We start from the raw sequence: 20319 nt of genomic DNA, 5'->3' as shown, positions 1-20319 counted from the left end.
AGGAAAAGAAAGTCATCCTTGACTCAATCCAGCCACTCTGAGGTATAATGAAAATTCAGCGTCACTTCGCTCCGACAGGTGGCCGGTTTCAATCAGAATCAGTGGCCAGATTCATCGGAATATGCAGCTTTAATTTCTCCTGCTGTTATATCGAACGCAGGGAGATAAAAACCATGGGAAACCGTATCCACATTCCTTATCAAAATATTTACTTCTTTATCTTTCTCAACTTTGATTTTTTTTGGATACCAGTTTCCTCTTTCAGGAGCTCTTGCAAGAAGCTCTATTTCTGGGTTTGAATTGTTTTTGAACAAAATTGTTCCAAGTATAACGCCTAAGGATGCAATCAATACAAGGAAAAGTGCTATAATTTCTGAAATTAATTTTTTCATGTCTAACTCCATAAAAATAAAAAGAAGAATTGAATCATATAATTTCAAAGTCCCTTCTTTTTTGAGAAAGATTGTTTTTCTAAATTTATCTTTACTAAATCTGCCAGAGTAATCCTTTGAAAAAATGTTACGAATGATTCCTTTATTCTTGACCAGGTAAAATGGAGAGGACATGGATTTTCAGGACCATAGCAATTCTCACTCCAGAAGATACACCGGTTGAATATATCAGGGCCTTCTATTGCAGTAATAATATCTGTCAAAAAAATTTCTTCAGGAGGTTTAGATAGACTGAATCCTTTTTTTCTTCCCTTAAAAGAGGTCACAATTTCTGCGCGTGCCAGCTGGTGGAAAGTTCTTGCAAGCAGTGGCTGAGGCAAACCTTCTTCTTGAGCTATTTTCTTAACCTGGACTAGGCCTTCGTTTTGATAGTTAGCTAAAAAAATGAGCCCTCGAATCCCATATTCAGTTTCTTTACTTAATTTCAATTATTAATACTCCTTAAATCTTTAGTTGATAAAAGATTGTATTTCTTACATTTTTTAATTATAATAAAAAATATGACCATTTCAGTAATATTTTATTTTTAGTAAAATTTATTTGTCAAGAGGAAATTTTATTTTTTTGAGCTGATTTGACAAAAAAAGCTTTGTTTATTATAAGAGATGACTGTGGAAAGAAGAATGGTTTCTTTTGAAGAAGCTTTGAGCATAATATTGAGTAAAATCAATCCGTTGGAATCCAAAGAAACTGAACTTTTGAATTGCCTTGATTTAGTTCTTCAGGAAGATGTAATCAGCCCCATAGACATACCACCATTCAATAATTCTGCCATGGATGGATACGCTGTCAGAAGTGAAGACATTAAAAGGGCTTCTTTTGAAAAACCAGTAGTTTTAGAGGTGATTGAGGAGTTATGGGCAGGTAAAAAAACTAAATGTAAAATTGGGGAAAGAAAAGCAGTAAAAATTATGACAGGAGCTCCTATCCCAGAAGGAGCAGATACAGTTGTAAAAGTGGAAGATACTAAAAAAATTGTAGATAGAAAAGAATATGTAAAAATTTTTGTCTCGCAAAGCCCAGGAGAGAACATAAGATTGGCAGGAGAAAATGTTAAAAGAGGAGAGCTAATCTTGTCAAAGGGAAGGGTATTAGGTCCAGCTGAGATTGGAATGGCTGCTTCCCTTGGTCTTACTAAATTGAAAGTTATAAGAAAGCCTAAAATTGCTGTAATTGCTACGGGGAATGAATTGGTTAAGCCTGGGAAAAAACTAAAAGAATTCATGATATATGAATCAAATCTCTATGCTTTAGCTTCTTTAATAAAGAAATATTCTGGAATTCCTATAAATATGGGAATTGCACGGGATAATTTAGCCAAGATAAAAGATAAGATAAATCATGCAATCATGAAATCAGATTTAATCTTGACCTCAGCAGGGGTCTCGGTTGGAGAATATGATTTTGTAAGGGAAGCCTTAATTTCTATAAATGGAAATATTTATTTCTGGCAGGTTGCTGTCAAGCCAGGAAAACCCCTTGTCTTCGGAGAGGTTCATGGAAAGCCTCTCTTTGGACTTCCAGGAAATCCTGTTTCAAACATTACTTCATTTCTCTTATTCGTAAGACCTGCCATATTAAAAATGATGGGGAAAAAACCAGAAAATCTACCGATCGTAAAAGCAATTCTTGAAGAAGAGATAAAGAAAAAAGGAGGGAGGAGACATTTTTTGCGAGGAATCATAAGGTTTGACGGCGATAGAGCATTTGTAAAAACAACAGGACCTCAAGGATCAGGAATCTTGAAATCAATGGTTCTTGCAAATTGTTTAATCGTTATTCCCGAAGATGTTAAATTTATCCCCCATGGCGAAAAAATTGATTGTTTGCTGATTTGATTTTCCTTTTATTATTAAAAAAATTTAAAAAAAATAAGAAAAATTTCTGCAGATCGAAAATGCAACACTAAATTATATATGTAAAAGGAATATTTGGAGAAAAGAATGAACTTTTTAAAAATTCTTATAATGTTATTTGTAATTTTTACTGTTCTGTGTTTGTTCCCACAGAAATTAACTGATTTGAAGGATTATCTTCCTTTAGAAAAAGATATACCGGGGCTTCGAATCGTTGAAAAACTTAGATATTTTTATCCTAAAAATCTCTACGAATATATAAATGGAGCAGCTGAAGTTTACAATTCTTATGGGTTTAAAAAAGTTATTAACGTTGAGTATGAATTTAAGAGAAAATCCAGATATACGTTTATTGTAGATTTGTATGAGATGAAGGATGTTAATAATGCTTTTGGAATTTATAGCAATGAGAGGCCTCCGGAAGCCAATTTTATAGAGGTTGGAGCTGAGGGTTATTTTGAAGAATTTATACTAAATTTCTGGAAAGATCGATTCTACATCAAAATTCTTACTTTTGATGCGGGAGATGAATTTAAGAATGTACTTATTAAAAGCGCAAAAGTTATTGCAAATAAATTACCCGGAAAGAATGAGAATCCTCCTATAATTTCTCTTTTTCCTGAGCAGAATAAGATAAAAAATAGCGAGATATTCATTAATAAGGGAGTTTTAGGTTATTTATTTTTAAAGGAGGGTTTTATAGCAAATTATAAATACAATGGAAAGCAATTCCGAGTTTTTATTATCTTTTCAGATAATATCAAAGAAATAGAGAAGATGTTTAGTGATTATAAAAATAATTTAAGTCTCCAAGGTATTTTTGCTGAAAAAATATCCGGATTAGGAGAAGAGGCTTTCTTCAGCAGAGATCCTTATCACAGAGAGGTTTATGTAGTAAAATACAGAAAACATTTAATAGGAGTAATTGATGGCATCGATAAAGGTATAGCCTTTTCTTATCTCAGTAAAATCCTCCAAAGAATCAGAGAAAAAAAATCATAAAAATTATATGATTAAGGATGGAGGGGAAGAATGAGGTTAACTAAATATGTGTTCATTTTAATGTATTCTTTCTCCCTTTTTTCTGGATGGATCATTTTTTCCAGAAAATATGATTTTGTTATCAAGAATGGATTGATAATTGATGGCTCTGGAAATCCCTGGTTTATGGGTGATGTGGGGATTATCGATAAAGAAATAAAAAAAGTTGGTGTGATTTCCGAAAAGAAAGCAAAAAAAATTATAGATGCTAAAAACCTTATAGTTTGTCCTGGTTTTATAGATATCCATACACATGCTGATAGAGGAATACTTGAAGTGCCAACCGCTTATAATTATGTGTTACAGGGAGTTACATCAGTAATAGGCGGAAACTGTGGAGGTTCTGTTTTTCCCCTTAAAGAATTTTTTAAAAAAATAAAAAACACAGGTATATCATTAAATTTCGGATCCTTAGTGGGGCACAACACAATAAGAAAAGAGGTTATGGGACTGAAAATGGCTGACCCGACAGAAGAGGAAATGAATAAAATGATGGAGCTTTTAGAAAAAGAAATGAAATCAGGAGCTCTTGGTTTGTCTACAGGTCTGGCATATATGCCAGGAGTTTATTCAAAGACTGAGGAATTGGTAAAGCTGGGGATGGTAGTAGCAAAACACAATGGAATATATGCCTCCCACATAAGAAACCAGGGAAAATACATTGAACAGGCAATTGAAGAAGCTATACTGATAGGGGAGAAAAATAAGATTCCTGTTGAAATATCTCATGTTAAGCTTGCCGATGAAGTGGTGTGGGGTGAAATTGACAAAATTCTCAAACCAATTTTAAATGCAAGAAGAAGAGGGATCGAAGTAACAACAGACCAGTATCCTTATACAGCAACGAGCAGTGGTTTTTCCAGCAGTTTTCCATCCTGGGCTCTTGAAGGAGGAAGGGAGAAATTTATCGAGAGAATCAAAGATAATGAGAATTATAAGAGAATAAGAGATACTATTATAAATAACAGATTGACATCCCAGAGAGGAATAAACAAGCTCCAGGGGATTTACATAGTCAGTTATCCATACGACAGAGCTTTTGAGGGAAGAAATTTGGAAGAAATACTGGATATGATTGGAAAAAAGCCCACTATAGAAAATGCAGCAGATTTAATTATTGAAATTGAAAAAAACGGTGGAGCTCAGGCAATATTTTTTCAGATGGATGAAAAAGATGTGGAAGAGATTATGAAGCTTCCTTTTAACATGATCGGCTCGGATGGAGGAGTTATAAAATATGGAGAGGGATTTCCCCATCCTCGTTCGTATGGGACATTTCCAAGAATTCTCTCCAAGTACGTAAGAGAAAAAAACATGATAGAGCTTGAAGATGCAATAAGAAAGATGACATCCCTTCCAGCCCAGACATTAAGACTTGAGAAAAGAGGGATGATAAAAGAAGGATATTTTGCAGATATAGTAATATTTGATCCAGAGAGGATAAAGGACAGAGCTGATTTCAGTTCTCCCCATCGATATCCTGAAGGTATCAAATATGTATTTGTAAACGGAGAAATTGTTGCAGAGAATGGAAATCATACCCGGAAATTTCCAGGAATGATTCTTTATGGAAAAAAGGCAGATTAATTTTCATTCTATATTGAAGTATGCCTATTTTCATTTTTATCATTTAAAAAATTGAAAAATTTAAAAGCATTAAAGGGCAAGAAATTAGTAAGCTTGAAACATTTCTTTCAACACATCCATCTCCATCAGAGAGAATCGAAAATGTGAATAGAGAGATTAAAAATATCGAGAGGACTAATTTATTAAAATCTACTCTTGCATTTGAAAATGTTAAGTCTTATCTATCAAAGTTACCTCCCCCCAAAGAAAAGCAAAAAATAAAATAGAAATAAAATCATTTTTTCACTTATAATCAATTTATTTTCTCTTGATCTGAGGGTTAAATTGATTTTAAATTGTGTTTAATTTATTTTAATGTAGGAGGACAATTATGTCTAAGGATTTTTCAAGAAGGAATTTTATTAAATCAATCGCTGGTATTACAGCTGGAGTCAGTCTTTTGAACAGATCAAACATTTTTGGGTTTAATAATACAAAAAAAGAAATAGTACATTCAGGTGGTCCTTTAGCCATTTCAAGCAGAAATGGATTGAGGGCAACTGAGAAAGCTATGGAAATGTTAAAAGCTGGTGCTGATCCACTGGATGCAGTTATTGCAGGGATTAATATTATTGAAGACGATCCAGAAGATATCAGTGTTGGATATGGGGGGCTTCCAAATGAGGAAGGAGTGGTTGAGCTGGATGCATCTGTTATGCATGGTCCTACCCATAATGCTGGTGCTGTGGCTTCATTGAGAAACATTAAAAATCCATCAAAGGTTGCAAAACTTGTGATGGAAAGAACAGACCATGTTTTGCTTGTGGGAGAAGGAGCTTTAAAATTTGCAAAAGCCCATGGCTTTAAAGAAGAGAATTTGCTAACAGAAAAATCAAGAAAGATATGGCTCTACTGGAAGGAAACCCTTTCAGATAAGGATGACTGGTTTCCCCCAAAGAAACAAGAGATTGAAGAGGAAATAAGACGGTATGTGGAACATTACGGGACGATAAACTGTTTAGCTATTGACTCTAAAGGAGACATTGGAGGTGTTACCACAACAAGCGGTTTGGCTTTTAAGATACCTGGAAGGGTTGGAGATTCTCCTATAATCGGAGCCGGTCTTTATGTGGACAATGATGTGGGAGCTGCCGGTTCCACTGGAAGGGGAGAGACAAATATTTTAAATTTAGGAAGCTTTACAGTGGTGGAATATATGAGAAATGGACTATCTCCTGAAGAAGCATGTTTAAAAACACTTGAAAGAATTGCATACACATCGAAAAAACAACCCCATCTTTTAGATAGCAATGGAAGACCTAATTTTAATCTGAATTTTTATACATTGAATAAAAAAGGGGAATATGCAGGCGCTGCTATCTGGAGTGGCTCAAGCTATGTGGTTCATGATGGGAAAGAAAATAGAATAAAAGACTCAGCATATCTATTTAAAAGAAAATAAATCAATTTAAATGAGTTAAGCTTTCTCCAATTTTTATTTCTATTTTTCGCTTTCTTTCAATTTATTTTCATTATAAAGTCTTAAGAGAAAGGATTCTTTCCATTTATTTTCTGATGTATTTAATTATTTCAAAGGCAAAAAATTCGACTAACGAAAAACTTAGAAAACTCTATTAAAAGAATGCTTGAATTATAGAGAAATTAGTGATAAATAATGATGAGAATGAGTAATCTACAAAAAATTGCTCAATTGTTTGATCCCGATAACCAGAGAAGCAAATTAGAAGAAGGAAAAAAAATCAGTAAAAAGCATTTAATAAACACTCTAAATTACATTAATTTTCAAGACGGTACTATCTTTGTAAATTTTAAAAACTTGAAATATGGTAATATTATTTCACTTCAAGCCAAGCCCAAGCCATGTGTGGGAAATAACTTAGATTGTTACTGGGTTAGCAAAACAGGGCTTTCCCAAAAAATTAATTTATATAAATTTATAAATTTCATCTTAAATGACGGTATGAAATTGATTCTTGTTAAACCAGAAGTTAAAAAAATAACAGAAGAAGGTATTAGTTTTGACCTTCCTGAAATTTGTTACGAAGTTAGTTCTCGAAAGGTGAAAAGACATCCTTGCGAAGGTATTAAGGTTGAATTTATTCAGAATGGTGTAGTATTTCATGGGATTCTTCTTGAATTTAGTGCCGTCTCTTTTAGCGTAAAGGTATCAGCTGAACCACCCCAATCATTTCAATGGGTTAACCCTGAACATCCAGTTTATGTAATCTTTAAGAATGATCAGGAGACTCTTTATTCAGGGGAATGCAGGATAATCAGACAAACTTTTAATAAAAAAACAAGGATCTTTGTATTAAAACCTATAAAAAATAATATAATAAGGTTTAATCCTAAAGAAATCCGGAGTTCAAGACATAAATTAATGCCTTCGCCAAATGTATTTTTCAGGCATCCTTTTACAAATAAAATGATTACTCTTGAAGTTGATGATCTGTCTGGCTCTGGCTTTTCAGTAGAAGAATATTACGATAGTTCTGTACTTTTACCTGGGATGATTATTCCAGAACTCTACTTAGAATTTGCAAATAATTTTATGATCAGGTGCAAGGTTCAAGTTGTTTATAGTAATGTATATAAAACCGATGAGAAAAGAGCTTTTGTAAAATGTGGTATGGCAATCTTAGATATTGATATTCAGGATCAGGTTAAGATTTCAAGCTTTCTGCATCAATTAACGAATAGAAAATCCTATGTCTGTAATGTAGTGGATTTGGAGGCTCTGTGGAAGTTCTTTTTTGAGTCAGGCTTTATCTATCCTGAAAAATATACATTTATCCATGCAAGCAAGGAGAAGTTTAAAGAGACTTATATGAAGCTTTATGTTCAGAATCCGACAATAGCAAGACATTTCATCTATCAAGATAAAGGAATAATTTATAGTCATATATCCATGCTCCGTTTTTATGAAAATACATGGTTATTTCATCACCACGCAGCTAACCGGTCAGAGTTTAACAGGGCAGGTCTGGTTGTGCTAAATCAGATTGGTCGTTATGTAAATGATTTTTATCGCCTATATTCAACCAGAATGAATTTTATAATCTGTTACTTCAGACCTGACAACAAGTTTCCAAATCGTGTTTTTGGAGGCTTTACCAAATATTTAGATAACCCAAAAGGGTGTTCTCATGACATTTTTGCTTATCTCCATTTCTTAAGAGCTTTTGATCAGTTTGATCAGAAAACTTTTTCAGGAGCATGGTCATTAGAAAAAACTCAGCCTGATGACTTAGTAGAACTAAGTGGTTTTTATGAATACATATCTGGAGGCCTTATGCTTAATGCACTGGATTTAGAACCAGATATGATTGATAGTGATGAACTAAGCAAAGAATATCAAAAGCTTGGTTTTAAGAGGGAAAGGCATCTTTTTTCGTTGAAGAGAGATGGGCTTCTTAAAGCAATTTTCCTGGTAACCATTTCGGATGTTGGTTTGAACATGTCGAGCCTGACTAATTGTATACATGTTATTATCCTTGATTCGGAAGGTCTTCCTCATAATATACTCTTTTCAGGCCTCTCACAGCTATCCAAATATTATGAGCAAGATGAAATACCAATACTCCTCTATCCTGTTAAGGATATTGAAGCAAAATCCATCTCCTCTGACAAAATATATAATCTTTGGGTCTTGAATGTTCCAGTAGCAGGAGAGCATTACTTAAAATATATGGAAGATTTAATCACTCACAATAAATTAGAATAAAATTGAGATATAGTATGTTATTTAGAAGGTGCTTATATGGAATCATTGAAGAGAGATAATCAACCTTTATACAACAGTAGAATAATAAATACATTTATCAAGCTTATTAAAATAAAATATAGTTATGCAAATGTTTCTGAATTGTTAAATTATGCAAAGATAGAGCCTTATCAGGTTGAAGATGAAGGACATTGGTTTACACAAGAACAAGTCGACCTATTCTATGAAAGGCTGGTAAAACTGACTCGAAACGAAAACATCGCAAGAGAAGCAGGCAGGTACTCAGCATCGCCAGATGCAATAGGGGTAATGAGACAGTATATCCTAGGTTTACTCGGCCCATTAAAAGTCTATGAGATAGTAAGAAAAGTTGCCTCTAATTTCACTAAATCATCAGTTTATGAATCAAAGAAGATAAGTTCCAACAAGATTGAAATAACTGTTACACCTTACGAGGGAGTTAACGAGAAACCCTTTCAGTGTGAAAATAGAATCGGATATTTTGAAGCCATTGCTTTGGGATTTAGCTCTCGGTTGCCGAGGATAGAACATCCTGAGTGTCTCTTCAAAGGAGGAAAGGTATGCCGTTACATTGTTTCTTGGAAAGAATCACAGGCTGTTTTCTGGAAAAAAATGAGAAATTATGCAGCTTTATTTTTCTCTGCAGTCTGCTTCGGTTTTTATTCCATGTATTCAGAGGTTGCACTTTTCGTGGCTTTACCAGTTTCGATTTATCTCATTTTACTATTGACCCTGTACGCTAAAAATATAGAAAAAAGGGAATTAAATGCTGCCATAAACAACATTAGAGATTCGACTGATAAACTTTTGGACCAGATTAATGTAAATTACAATAGTGCTCTTTTGATAAATGAGATAGGGCTTGCCCTTAGCAAGGATATAAACATTGATAGTATTTTATGGAAAGTTATACAAATATTAGAAAAACGGCTCGATTATGACCGGGGAATGATTCTTTTAGCAAATAAAGATAAGACAAGACTCGAGTTCAGAGCAGGCTTTGGATACACTGATGATCAATTGAATATCTTGGAAAATGCCAGTTTCCATTTAGATAGACCTGAATCAAGAGGAGTATTTGTTGTCTCTTTCCGTGAACAGAAACCTTTTTTGATAAATAACATAGATGAGATAGAAGAAGACCTTTCACCTCGTAGTGTTGAATTTGCAAAGAAAATGGGTGCAAGGTCTTTTATCTGCTGTCCCATAACCTCCGAGGAAGAGTCATTGGGAATCCTTGCAGTAGATAATATAAAAACGAAAAGACCATTGCTTCAGACCGATATGAATTTGCTCATGGGTATAGCACCTGAAATCGGGATAAGCATTCGTAATGCTATGCTTATGGAGGCTAAGGAGCGTCAATTTAACTCAATATTACAGACTTTAGCAGCAAGCATCGATGCCCGTGATCCACTGACTGCAGGACATTCTGAAAAGGTTACTGAATATGCTGTAGGAATATGTTATGAGATGGGTATGTCAAAGGATTACTGTGAAGTAATTCGAGTAGCTTCATTATTACATGACTATGGCAAAATAGGTATAAGGGATGATATCTTGAAAAAAAAGGGTAAGCTCAACATCGAAGAATATGAAGAAATAAAAAGTCATGTGGAAAAAACCAAAAACATATTGGAAAAGATAGAATTTGAAGGAATTTATAAAAAGATTCCTGAGATTGCAGGGGCTCATCACGAAAAAGCTAATGGAAGTGGCTACCCAAAAAATCTTAAAGGAGAAGAGATTCCCCTGGGAGCCAGAATAATAGCTGTGGCTGACTTTTTTGAAGCTGTAACATCAAAACGTCACTACCGGGTTGCAATGCCCATTGATAAAGCATTTAAACTTCTCAAAGAAAACAGTAGTGTGCACTTTGATAAAGAGGTTGTTGAGGCATTTATCAGGTACTATAATAAAGAATATAATAATAGAATTACCTACTCAGTTAGTCTTAAGAAATAAAATCAGATGGCAGGCTTACGACCCCGACAACAGATGATTGGAGTGTAAGTGAATCGTCCAGGGTTATAAAAATATCTTTTAAATTCCTCGAGGAACTCTTCGAATCCTCCTTTAAATTTTCCAGGTTGAAAATTTATCTTTTTTGAGATAACTTCAATCTTCTTCATCCAGTTAAAGGCATCTCTTTCTTTCAATTTACCGAATATAAGATTATGAGCTCTTACGTCCACATCTATATCCTGGTAACCAAGGTTATAGAGGTAAGAATAGAGTTTTCTTCCTGCATACGGGTCGAAATCTGCCTTTTTCTCTAAATTTTTTATTGCATCAGTGAGGGTTTTTTCTAACTTTTTCGAAAGACCGAAATGAGTCAAACAGTTGTAGTCCAAATCGATGAGGCACAAGATACCATCTGGTTTTACAATGTTGGATATGTTCTTGACTATATGAAAACTTTCGGATAAGTGATATTCAAGGACAAAACGCACCCAGATGAAATCAAACATTCCAAGGTCTTTAAGGGGCTTCCGTATATCTATACGTATAAATTCTATTCCTTTAAGGCCATAGTGCTTTTTTGCATATTCAATTCTTTTTTCTGAAAAATCCACTCCTACTGCTCTCCCGCGGGGTTGAACCAGTTTATGCAGCGTAAATGTAGTTTTTCCTGAGCCACAGCAGATATCAGCGACACGCATACCTGGTTTTATGCCAGCCCAGAGAGCCTGTTTTTCAACAGCTTCGCTATCTGTTTTTATATCCAGACGGAAAGCTTCTTCCTCGCTTTCCATCAGGTATTCAATTTCTTCCACGATTATATCTCCAGATTGTTAAAGCTCAATTGGCTTTTAAATTTTCTTGGATATTTTCCGTAATAATGGGAATTAATCCAATTCCTTTTAAGGGCTTGGTTAAATTTGTAGATAGTATAGAAGTTAGAAATGTTTTTTAGTTTATAAAGGGATTTAAGGAGTCGGAATTGGTATGTGGGGAAGGAATAAATACGGTCTTTTATATAATTGTTTCCGATATATATAGTATCTATATCCACTCCTTGCGGCTGATGAACCATATAAGAGAAGCGGTATTTATCCCAATCATGAGGGAAATCTTTGTAGATTAACCGTTCCTCTTTTTGTATTTGCTCCATTAAATTGGTGCCAGGAAGGGGAGTAAGTACAGTAATCTGGACGCTACTGATGCCAGAATTAACCAAGAAATCCGCCAATTCTTTATAGTATTGAGGGGACTCATAGTCATTGCCGATGATAAATGCACCCAACACTCCAATTCCATATTTATGTAATGTATCTACTACTTTTTTATAGTTTTCTACACCAGTTTTCAGGTTAATCCCTTTTTTCATTTTGTTAAGTATTGTCTTGTTAATAGTTTCAAATCCAATGAATACAAATATACAGCCACTCTCAGCTGCTAATTTGATCACTAGTTCATCGTCAGCTACATTAATTGAAGCCTGCATCCACCACTTTTTTCTTATCCCACGATTTATCATACCTTCAAATAATTCGATTGCCCTTTTTTTACTCTCCTGGCTATAGCCAATAAGATTATCATCCACGAATACTATATGTTCATCTTTTATTTCTTCGAGCTCATCCAGGATGTCTCTAGTTTTACGTTGACGGAACTCTTTACCCAGATATTTGGAAACCGAGCAGAAATTACAATTAAACGGACAGCCACGAGAAGTTTGGACAGATTGCCAATAATATTTAGGGTCAAGCAAATCACGACGAGGAGTGATTTTGAATTGAGTCAAATCAACTTGAGGGCCTATATATTTGGGTAACAGCGTGTTATTCTCAAAATCCTGAATTACCCTTTCCCAGATACGCTCTCCCTCGCCAACCACAACTGCATCAGCATACTGCAAGGCTTCCTCTGGAATCATAGATGCATGAATTCCTCCCATGATTACTTTGATTTTCCGCTCCCGGTAAATCCGGGCAATTTCATAAGCTCTGTTGATATTACTGGTAAAGGCAGTAATGCCTACTAAATCTGCTTCCTCAAACTCAAATTTATTAAAATTCTCATCCACTATTTCGACATCCCAGGTAGAAGGAGTTACTGCAGCTATGTAGGCCAAGTTTAATGGTGGTAATGTGGAGAGTTTGCTTAATAGATAACCAGTTCTTTGTCCTACTGGGTTTATTAATAAAAGTTTTTTCACTATATAAAATTCCTTAATCCGCTATTATAGACAAAATAATTCTGTTTTACAAAGCAATTAAATTTTTTCTTTTATTTTTATTCTCTAAATATGGTGTATTGTCCATCCTTTTTCCTCTAGAATCTTTATGATGAATCTACGATGGCAGCGCATGTAATACCCCTCAGCGCACATAAAAGCTGTTCTTTTTTCAGCAGCAATCTGTTCAAGCATTTCAATTCCTTTTTTAAATTCAGAAGTTTCTGTCCACTTTTCATATCCTCCTTTTCTGAACCCGCCAAGCTCATTTCCAAGCCAGAGATAATCAATTCTCCTTTCTGAAAGAAAATTTTTCAGTGAGTCTTTAAAAAAATGGGGAAATTTTTTTGACCCAGGAAATCTCCTTATATCTACAAGGAGCTGAATATTATTTTTAATAAGTTTTCTAATAAAATCTTCAATCGTTAAGGTCGAATGCCCTATATCCCAGATTTCCACTATTCTGAAATTTCTTCTAATTCTAGTGTTCTTCTGCGGTAAAATTTCTATAGAGTTCATTCATTTTGCTTTTATCCATCTTAGGATTTCTTTAAAATTTGGCCTTTTCCCATACATCAATATTCCGGTTCTGAATATCTTTGCAGAAACCCATGTAGTGAAAAGAGTAGCGATCATCAAAAGAACAATTGAAATAAAAATCTGAATACCAGGAGGAGGTGTAAATGTAATTCTCATGAACATAAGAGTGGGAGTGAACAGTGGAAAAAGGGAAAAGAGCGTTGCAAGCATGGTGTTTGGATTCTGGGCTACTGCGATTCCTAAGATAAAAGGAATTATTAAAAAGTAAGTTATCGGAGCCATGAGTTGTTGGGCTTCATGGAGAGTTCCTGAGATGGCACCAATAGCGGCAAACATTGTTGAATAGAGGAAGTATCCAAGCAGGAAGAAAATTGTGAAATAAATCATCGTGGAGAAATCAAGGAAACCAACCTGCATCCCTTTCATTAAAAATGAACTTCCTCCTAAAAGATAGATGGCAACGCTTATCCAGATTAAAAGCTGAGTTATACCGGCAGCGCCAATTCCTATGATTTTACCAGCCATAAGCTGGAATGAACTGACAGAAGATAGCATTATTTCAATTATTCTGTTGTTTTTTTCCTCCAGAACTCCGTTCATTATTACCTGACCGTATCCCAATATCATTGTGAGAAGAATTGTTATGAAGAATATGGAGCCGAGGTATTCTGACATAAAACCGGATTTCTTTTCTTCTCCTTTTGCAATTTTTACAGTTTTCATACTAACTTTTCTTATCAATAATCTCACTTTTTCAGGGTTCATTCCCTCAGAGAGAAGAGTTTTTTCTGAGATGATGTTTGAGAGTTTATCTTCAATTTCGTTTATTGTTTTGAGGTCTGATACATTTTTTGCATAGAATTCTGCATATCTTTTAATAATTATATCTTCAGGAAGTATTATGAAGGCAAATATTTCATCTTTTTCAACCAATTTTTTTAAATTTTCTTTCGTACTCTCTTTGTTTTCAGAGTCAATTTTTTCAAGTTTATAGGCAGGAGAACTATCTTTTAGCCTTCTATCAAGCTTTAACTTTAAATCAGAAAAGATTTGTTTTGAATTATCTATTATAAAAATATTTTTCTGTTTTTCCTCAGAAATTTTCGCCACATAAGTTGGAAGGTAGATAAGAGCGCCCATGATTAAAGGGGTTAATACAGTGCTGATGAGGAAGGTCTTTCTTTTAACAATCTTAAGGTACTCTCTTTTTATTATATGAAAAAGCTTTTTCATTGGTTTTCTCCTTTTACCACCTTTATGAATATATTATTTAATGATGGCTCAACAATATCGAACTTTCTCAAATTTACTGTATCCATAGATTTCCTTAGAATGAAATTGACATCAGCTTTTTCATCCAGTTCAAGTTCAACCCATTTTCCAAAATCGTAATATCTTCTAACACCCGGGAGAGTTTTGAGGGAATTTCCATCTCCTTCAAATTCAAGAACAAGAATATTTTTCCCGAACATGGCTTTTATGTCTGATAATTTTCCATCGATCATCTTCTTTCCTTTATTTATTAGAGTAACATAATCGCATAGCTTTTCTGCATGTTCCATCAGATGGGTTGAAAAAAGGATTGTTTTACCTCCTCTCTTTAGGTCAAGCATAATATCTTTAAGAACTTCAGTGTTAATCGGATCTAGTCCAGCAAAGGGCTCATCAAGAATTATAATTTCAGGCTCATGAATCAATGTAATAATAAACTGAAGTTTCTGCTGCATTCCTTTTGAGAGTTCTTCCACTTTATTTTCTTTCCATGAAAGAAGTTCAACTTTAGCGAGCCAGTACTCGGAGTTCTTTAAAGCTTTTGAGTAATTTATTCCCTTCAACTGGGCAAAGTATATGAGGAGTTCTTTGACCTTCATTTTTGGGTATAGTCCTCTTTCTTCCGGAAGGTATCCTATTGCATTCTTCATTTCTTCGTTCATGGATTCTCCCATTATTTTTATTTCGCCCTCGTCAGGAGATATGATGTTAAGTATCATTCTTATCGTTGTGGTTTTTCCAGCTCCATTAGGACCGAGAATTCCATATACTGAGCCTTTTGGTATCTGAAGAGAAATGTTTGAAACTGCCTGAAGGTCTCCGAACCTTTTGGAAACGTTTGAAATTTCGATGCTCATTCCATTTTCCTGCATTTATCCTCCATCTTTAAATTATACGAAAATTTCCCTTCCAAGTTAAATATAATTATTATTAAAGTGGGCTTTATTTTTATATCTTTTTTTCAATTATCATTTATAAGCTTTGTTATTTTTAGGCGCATGACATCAAAATGGGTTCCAGGCCAGTATGTTTTTCCACATTCAGGACATACAGCAAATTCATCGAAAGTTTCATAGGGAAAAGGAGGAACGAGGTTTTTTGCTGAAGATTTCTCTATTATTTTAAGAGGATAATTACAATTTAGACATCTTGAGAAAGGAGAGATTTTATCCCACAGATTATAATTATCAATTACTTCCTTTGCCTGCTCCTCCCATTGGTCTGATTTTACTAAAAAAGCCCTTGATTTTTTTGCAATGTTGAAAAGATTTCTATCCCTTGTCAGAATAATTCTTCCTTCATTAAGACACAATTTTAATATTTCTTCATCGTTTGCTGTTTTAAAATAAACAACATCAAATCCAAGTATTCTCATCCATTTTGCAAGCTTTCCAAGCATGCAGTCAACAACAAATTTAATTTGTTCTTTCTCTCCCACAACAATAAATATTATTGAAAAAACAAAATCCAATCAATAAAAAATAAAGAAAAATATTAAATTAATTTCTCCTGCAACAATGTTTTTAGCACTTACAAAAAAATAATTTATAATATGTCTTTAAGGAGGAAAAATGGAGATAAAAACAGTAAGAATTCAAAAACCGGATGATATGAATTTTATCTTAGGTCAATCGCATTTTATAAAAACCGTTGAAGACCTTTATGAAATACTTGTATCTTCAATGCCTGGAATAAGATTTGGAATTGCTTTTGCAGAATCCTCAGGGCCCTGTCTTATAAGAATTGCCGGGAATGACGATGAACTAATTGAACTCGCAAAAACGAACTGTTTGAATATAGGATGCGGACACGCTTTCATCATATTTTTAAAAAATGCCTTTCCGATTAATGTTTTGAATGCTGTAAAAAACTGTCAGGAAGTCTGTAATATCTATTGTGCCACTGCAAACCCAGTGGGAGTGATAATTGCTGAAACTGAAGAGGGTAGGGGAATACTGGGCGTTATAGATGGGCAAAAATCGAAAGGAATTGAGTCAGAGGAAGATATTAATAAAAGAAAAGAATTTCTTCGAAAGATTGGCTATAAATCATAGAAAAAAGGAGAGGCTACTTTTCCTTTGGCTTAAAAATCATTAATTTGACTGAACGAATTTCAGTTCCTGAAAGAAGTCTTTTGATGTTATTTCTATGCGTAAAAAGAATAAAAAATGGGATAAAGAAGCTGAAGACAAGAAATGTCGAATCTACAGGTTTCCCCATGAGATAAAGAGTCGTTGTAAGAATGGGAAAAGAGATAGAAGCTCCAATCGAACTCAAAGAAACATAACCTGTAAGAACTAAAATCGAAAAAAATATTAAACCGCAAAATGGAATTATTAACGGAAAAAGAGATATGAGTATTCCAGCACCAGTGGCAATGCCTTTTCCACCTCTAAACCCGGCAAAGATTGTAAAGCTATGTCCCAGAACAGCAGAAAATCCTGCTAATATTTGAATTGGGACTAAATAGGTAGAGGGAATTTGATTCAAAGCAATTTTTGAGAACCAATGGGTTGCAGCAAACCCTTTGAAAACATCAATTACTAAGACTGCAATTCCTGCTTTCCAACCTAAAACTCTAAAGGTGTTTGCTCCACCTGGATTTCCACTTCCATAATTTCTTATGTCAATACTTCTTAAAAGCTTTCCCATTATAATACTTGTCGGGAAAGAGCCTGCAAGATAACTTGTTATTGCTACAAGAAGGATAAACATTATTTCATTCATTTATTTTCGTTTTTTGTTTTTCATTTTCCATAATTTATACCAATGCTTAGATCTGATGTCAAATATTTTTAATAGCTGTTTAGATTATATAAGTTTCCTTTGATAAGAACTTTATCTCTCAAAATAAATTCATATTTATTTTGAGAGATCACTTCCTTTTTCTTCCGTGTTTCTGATAGATTTTCATTGTATTTATACTGTTCCTGAGTTTTTAATTTTAAGTATATCAAGTCATAACTGCATTAGAAATAATAATAAAATTAAATTTAAAATATTTAATTAAATGGTATATGATTTATTTTTAATATGATTCTAAAAAGGAGGAATATATGAAAAGAAACAGGTTCATATTTTTTCTTTCTCTCCTTATTTTTACCATTATATCCTTCATATTTGCTGATGAAGGAATGTGGTTATTCAACAAACCTCCGACTGATTATCTCAAGAAAAAATATGGGTTTGAAATTACATCCGAATGGCTGAAACATGTCCAGCTTTCCTCCATTCGCTTTGGAGGAGCCTCTGCTTCTTTTGTCTCTCCAGATGGGGTTGTTCTTACTAACCATCATGTTGGCTCTGGTGCAATTCAGAATCTAAGCACAAAAGATAGAGATTTGATGAAGACAGGTTTCTATGCAAAGACAAAAGCAGAAGAGCTTAAATGCCCAGGAGTAGAAATACATGTTCTGATGGAAATTGAGGATGTGACTGATTTAGTAAACAGCGTAGTAACTCCTCAGATGACATCTTCGGAGGCAAATGAAGCCCAGCAGAAAAAGATTGCTTCGATTGAAAAAGAATGCTCTGAAAAAACAGGTCTTTTCTGCCAGGTAATAAACCTTTACTCCGGTGGTATGTTTCATCTTTATAAGTTTAAGCGTTACACAGATGTGCGTCTTGTTTTTGCACCAGAATTTCCAATTGCCTTTTTTGGAGGAGACCCTGATAATTTTACATACCCTCGATATGATTTGGATGTTTGCTTCTTCAGGGTTTATGAGAATGATAAACCGATAAAATCACCTGATTATCTTAAATGGTCCACAGAAGGGGTGAAAGAAGGAGAGCTTGTTTTTGCTTCAGGTAACCCTGGTTCCACTGGCCGCTTACTCACAATGACTCAACTTAAATATCTTCGTGATTTTAGTTATCCATATTCAATTGCAAACCTGAAACGTCAGAGAGCTCTCTTAACTGAGTTCAGCAAAAAGAGTGAAGAACATGCCCGTATTGCTCAGAGAAGTTTATTCGGAGTTGAAAATAGTTTAAAGGCTATAACTGGTTATCAGTCTGGACTCCTTGATGAAAAAATCATGGAAAAGAAACAGAAGGAAGAAAAAGCCTTTAGAGAAGAAATCAATAAAGACTCTGAAATGCAAAAAGAATTTGGTAAAGCCTGGGACGAGATTGAGAAAGCCCAGAAAAGCCTTGTTACATTTTACAAGTCCCTTTCATTGTTAGAACGGGCAGGAGGATTCCGCACAACATATTTTCGAATTGCAAAAACCCTCGTTCGAATAGCAATGGAAAAACCGAAGCCAAATGAGGAAAGGCTAAGAGAATTTAGAGAATCAAACCTTCCTTCAATTACAAGAAGTATCCTATCCCAAGCTCCCATATACGATGAACTTGAAGTTGTAACTCTAACGAATTCGTTGGCTCAACTGAAAGAGGAATGTACTGAGTATCCAGAGTTGACAGAAAAGATTTTCAAAGGTCGTTCAGCAGAAGAAGTTGCAAATGAATTGATCAAAGGAACTAAGCTGAAAGATGTAGAAGAAAGAAAGAAATACATCGATGGAGGTATTGAAGCTGTAAATAAATCAGAGGATCCGATGATAAAACTTGCTTTATTGATTGACCCTGTTTCAAGAGAATTACGCGATAGATATGAAAAGGAAGTTGAGAGTGTTGAGACAAAGAACGGTGCATTGATTGCAAAAGCAATGTTTAAACTTAGAGGGACTTCAATTCCTCCTGATGCAACTGGAACTTTGAGATTAAGCTTCGGACCAGTTAAGAGCTATGTCGAAGATGGAAAGAAAATTCATTTTCAAACAACATACAGAGGATTATATGAATGGGCTGATAAGCATGGAAATAAACCTCCATGGGAATTGCCAAAAAGTTTCATTGAGAAAAAATCTGCATTAAACCTTGATGTGCCTTTAAATTTTGTATCAACTCTGGATTCAATTGGGGGGAATTCAGGAAGTCCTGTGATAAATACAAAAGCTGAGCTTGTTGGAGTGCTTTTTGATGGAAACATTCAATCACTGCCAAATCGCTTTGTATACACAGATGAAATTGCCCGTTCTGTAATGGTTCATTCTCAGGGAATTATCGAAGCCCTTATCAAAGTGTATGGTGCTTTTGAGTTAGTTGATGAGATTATAGGGAAAAAATAAAATTCATGGTGGACGGTAGGGGATTTGAACCCCCGACCTTCCCGTTGCGACCGGGACGCTCTCCCTCTGAGCTAACCGCCCTTACTCAGAAATTAAATTAAATTTCTTTTAAAGTCAATCATTCCAATCCTTAAATAATGAAAAATGAATATTTATAGAAGTATTAGAAGACAGGAATTTAAAAAGAAAGCTTCCAAATTTTTTATTGCAAATCACAAAAATTAATGTTGAAATTGTGAATATAAATCACAAACTTTAATAAAAAGTATGTGATTAGCAGAAATCAAAAGGGAACTTGAAAGTAAGAGAGTTAATTCAGGTATCCTATCATGTGGAAGATTTTAAAACAAAGGAGAGAGAAATAAGATCTTTAATTAAGGCAAGTCAGGAATTAAAATGCACTAACCTTTTGGTTATAGCAGATGATTAATGAGGGAGTGGAACTCCATCAGGGGAAAAAAATAAAATTTATTCCATTGTTGAAGTGGTTGTTAAAAGTATAAAAAGAATA

At 34.3% G+C, this 20319-nt stretch carries 17 protein-coding genes and 1 tRNA gene; 8 read left to right on the top strand and 10 right to left on the bottom strand.

The annotated features are described in order from the left end of the window. Positions 1-98: 98 nt before the first annotated feature. Entirely contained in the window at positions 99-440 is a 342-nt protein-coding gene (locus AB1410_01955) for a hypothetical protein (GenBank protein ID MEW6455465.1), read from the bottom strand. Continuing rightward, positions 437-880 carry an Rrf2 family transcriptional regulator gene (locus tag AB1410_01950; GenBank protein MEW6455464.1) on the bottom strand — a complete coding sequence of 148 codons (444 nt, stop codon included), beginning with the start codon at positions 878-880 and terminating at the stop codon, positions 437-439. The genes AB1410_01955 and AB1410_01950 overlap by 4 nt, the downstream gene beginning before the upstream one ends. Before the next feature lie 183 nt (positions 881-1063). Between AB1410_01950 and glp the strand changes: the two genes are divergently transcribed. The 6 genes from glp to AB1410_01920 all read left to right on the top strand — a co-directional run bounded on the left by glp (position 1064) and on the right by AB1410_01920 (position 10646). Further along, positions 1064-2290 (top strand): gephyrin-like molybdotransferase Glp, encoded by a 1227-nt coding sequence (gene glp / locus AB1410_01945; GenBank protein ID MEW6455463.1) that lies wholly within the window; start codon positions 1064-1066, stop codon positions 2288-2290. Between the two features lie 105 nt (positions 2291-2395). Then, entirely contained in the window at positions 2396-3310 is a 915-nt protein-coding gene (locus AB1410_01940) for a DUF6599 family protein (GenBank protein MEW6455462.1), read from the top strand. 30 nt (positions 3311-3340) lie between these two features. Next, positions 3341-4936: a D-aminoacylase gene (locus AB1410_01935; GenBank protein ID MEW6455461.1), complete on the top strand. Its 1596-nt coding sequence runs from the start codon at positions 3341-3343 to the stop codon at positions 4934-4936. A gap of 370 nt (positions 4937-5306) precedes the next feature. Further along, positions 5307-6377, top strand: a complete 1071-nt coding sequence (locus AB1410_01930; protein MEW6455460.1) for a N(4)-(beta-N-acetylglucosaminyl)-L-asparaginase — start codon at positions 5307-5309, stop codon at positions 6375-6377. 222 nt (positions 6378-6599) lie between these two features. Next, positions 6600-8660, top strand: coding sequence for a PilZ domain-containing protein (locus tag AB1410_01925; protein ID MEW6455459.1), 2061 nt, complete (start codon positions 6600-6602; stop codon positions 8658-8660). Positions 8661-8696: 36 nt separating this feature from the next. Continuing rightward, positions 8697-10646 (top strand): HD domain-containing phosphohydrolase, encoded by a 1950-nt coding sequence (locus AB1410_01920; protein MEW6455458.1) that lies wholly within the window; start codon positions 8697-8699, stop codon positions 10644-10646. Between the two features lie 2 nt (positions 10647-10648). On the opposite strand, the gene AB1410_01915 is transcribed toward AB1410_01920, so the two are convergent. From AB1410_01915 to AB1410_01890, 6 genes are all read right to left on the bottom strand, one after another. Next, positions 10649-11458, bottom strand: a complete 810-nt coding sequence (locus tag AB1410_01915; GenBank protein MEW6455457.1) for a methyltransferase domain-containing protein — start codon at positions 11456-11458, stop codon at positions 10649-10651. A gap of 2 nt (positions 11459-11460) precedes the next feature. Next, the gene (locus AB1410_01910; GenBank protein MEW6455456.1) at positions 11461-12843 is read right to left on the bottom strand and encodes a radical SAM protein; all 1383 of its coding nucleotides are present in this window, start codon (positions 12841-12843) and stop codon (positions 11461-11463) included. 84 nt (positions 12844-12927) lie between these two features. Continuing rightward, the gene (locus tag AB1410_01905; GenBank protein MEW6455455.1) at positions 12928-13380 is read right to left on the bottom strand and encodes a DUF488 domain-containing protein; all 453 of its coding nucleotides are present in this window, start codon (positions 13378-13380) and stop codon (positions 12928-12930) included. Further along, positions 13381-14634, bottom strand: coding sequence for an ABC transporter permease (locus AB1410_01900; protein ID MEW6455454.1), 1254 nt, complete (start codon positions 14632-14634; stop codon positions 13381-13383). After that, positions 14631-15545 (bottom strand): ATP-binding cassette domain-containing protein, encoded by a 915-nt coding sequence (locus tag AB1410_01895; protein ID MEW6455453.1) that lies wholly within the window; start codon positions 15543-15545, stop codon positions 14631-14633. Before AB1410_01895 ends, AB1410_01900 begins: the two co-directional genes overlap by 4 nt. A gap of 89 nt (positions 15546-15634) precedes the next feature. Then, positions 15635-16144 (bottom strand): Mut7-C RNAse domain-containing protein, encoded by a 510-nt coding sequence (locus tag AB1410_01890; protein MEW6455452.1) that lies wholly within the window; start codon positions 16142-16144, stop codon positions 15635-15637. 100 nt (positions 16145-16244) lie between these two features. Here AB1410_01890 and AB1410_01885 point away from each other — a divergent pair, with 100 nt between their 5' ends. Beyond that, a complete protein-coding gene (locus AB1410_01885; GenBank protein ID MEW6455451.1) occupies positions 16245-16727 on the top strand; it encodes an adenosine-specific kinase in 483 nt (160 codons plus the stop codon). Between the two features lie 13 nt (positions 16728-16740). Here the strand turns inward: AB1410_01885 and plsY are convergent, their stop codons facing one another. Then, complete coding sequence (plsY, locus tag AB1410_01880; GenBank protein MEW6455450.1) at positions 16741-17400, bottom strand: glycerol-3-phosphate 1-O-acyltransferase PlsY; 660 nt, start codon at positions 17398-17400, stop codon at positions 16741-16743. A 329-nt stretch (positions 17401-17729) separates the two neighbouring features. Here plsY and AB1410_01875 point away from each other — a divergent pair, with 329 nt between their 5' ends. Continuing rightward, positions 17730-19808 carry a S46 family peptidase gene (locus AB1410_01875; GenBank protein ID MEW6455449.1) on the top strand — a complete coding sequence of 693 codons (2079 nt, stop codon included), beginning with the start codon at positions 17730-17732 and terminating at the stop codon, positions 19806-19808. A gap of 6 nt (positions 19809-19814) precedes the next feature. Here AB1410_01875 and AB1410_01870 read toward each other — a convergent pair. Continuing rightward, positions 19815-19889: transfer RNA gene (locus AB1410_01870), tRNA-Ala, on the bottom strand. Between the last annotated feature and the right edge of the window lie 430 nt (positions 19890-20319).

This window comes from Acidobacteriota bacterium (assembly GCA_040756905.1).
In the GTDB taxonomy this organism is placed as follows: Bacteria; Acidobacteriota; Aminicenantia; order JBFLYD01; family JBFLYD01; genus JBFLYD01.
This window is presented reverse-complemented; position numbering and strand designations above follow the sequence as displayed.